Source organism: Polaromonas sp. P5_D5 (genome assembly GCF_054049435.1).
Map to the genome: position 1 here is coordinate 1 of NZ_JBFUMJ010000013.1, position 1,057 is coordinate 1,057.

The 1,057-nt window shown below is 48.2% G+C and carries 1 protein-coding gene; it reads left to right on the forward strand.

Going from position 1 to position 1,057, the window contains the following annotated elements:
- The coding region (locus ACXJKE_RS23085) for an ABC transporter transmembrane domain-containing protein (protein WP_457282923.1) at nt 1-1,057 on the forward strand (1,057 nt) is incomplete at both ends.

Sequence of the window (1,057 nt, forward strand, 5' to 3'; positions counted from 1 at the left end):
ACACCACTCTGGCAATTCAACGAAAATAAACCCCGCCCGCGTATTCGGTGGCGCGATATCCTTGGTAAGGTGGTCGGCCTCAAGCGTTCGCTAGCACTAATTTTTTTGCTCGCAGTCTTCGTCGAGATCGCGGCCCTTCTATCTCCGTTGCTAATACAGTTCGTAACCGATCAAGCCTTGCCGGCAGGGGACAAGGAGTTGGTCGGCGTCTTAATCTTTGGGTTCACTCTTTTACTGTTGCTGAGGATCTGTGTAGAGGGTATGCGTAGTTGGGCCGTACTGGTCCTCGGGAGCACTTTCTCGGTGCAATGGTTGGCGAATGTCTATAGCCATTTGCTGAAGCTTCCCGTTGCATACTTCGAGAGAAGAAGCTTGGCTGATGTTCTCAGCCGATTCGGGGTAATTAGCCTGATTCAATCCACGCTTACAGTGGGATTCGTTGAGGCGTTACTCGACGGATGCCTGGTTTTGGGAGTATTCACGATGATGCTTCTTTACAGTATTCCGCTTTCCTTTATCGGAATTGCCGCAGCGTTAATGTATGCGATCGGCCGGGCATCTCTGTATGGGATGCGACGACAGTTCGCCTATCTGAGCATCACAACTCATGTTGCTCAGCAAACCACATTTATTGAGTCCATTGAAAACATATCGTCTATTCGCACTCTGAATAACGGTAGCGATTGGATTGCGCGATGGACTAGTCTCATCGTCGCCGAAAAAAACGCCGATTTTTCTGGAGCACGATTGGACTGGGCATTTAGATTGATGCGTCTTTTGATTTTTGGTTTGGCCTCCGTTTTTGTAATTGGTTTTGGCGCAATCGAAGTAATAGACAAAAAACTCAGCATCGGAATGTTGTTGGCATTAGTAGCGTACCAAGACCTTTTCGTGCGCCGTGTCGGCGATTTCATTGATCGAATATTTGAATTCAAATTACTCGAATTGCAGGGAGGACGGCTATCAGACATTATTCTTGCTCGCATAGAGCCAGACCCGATGCCAACGGTTTCTGCCCTACTTAAAAAAGGGGATGGTACGTTTGAGGGAAAGAGCC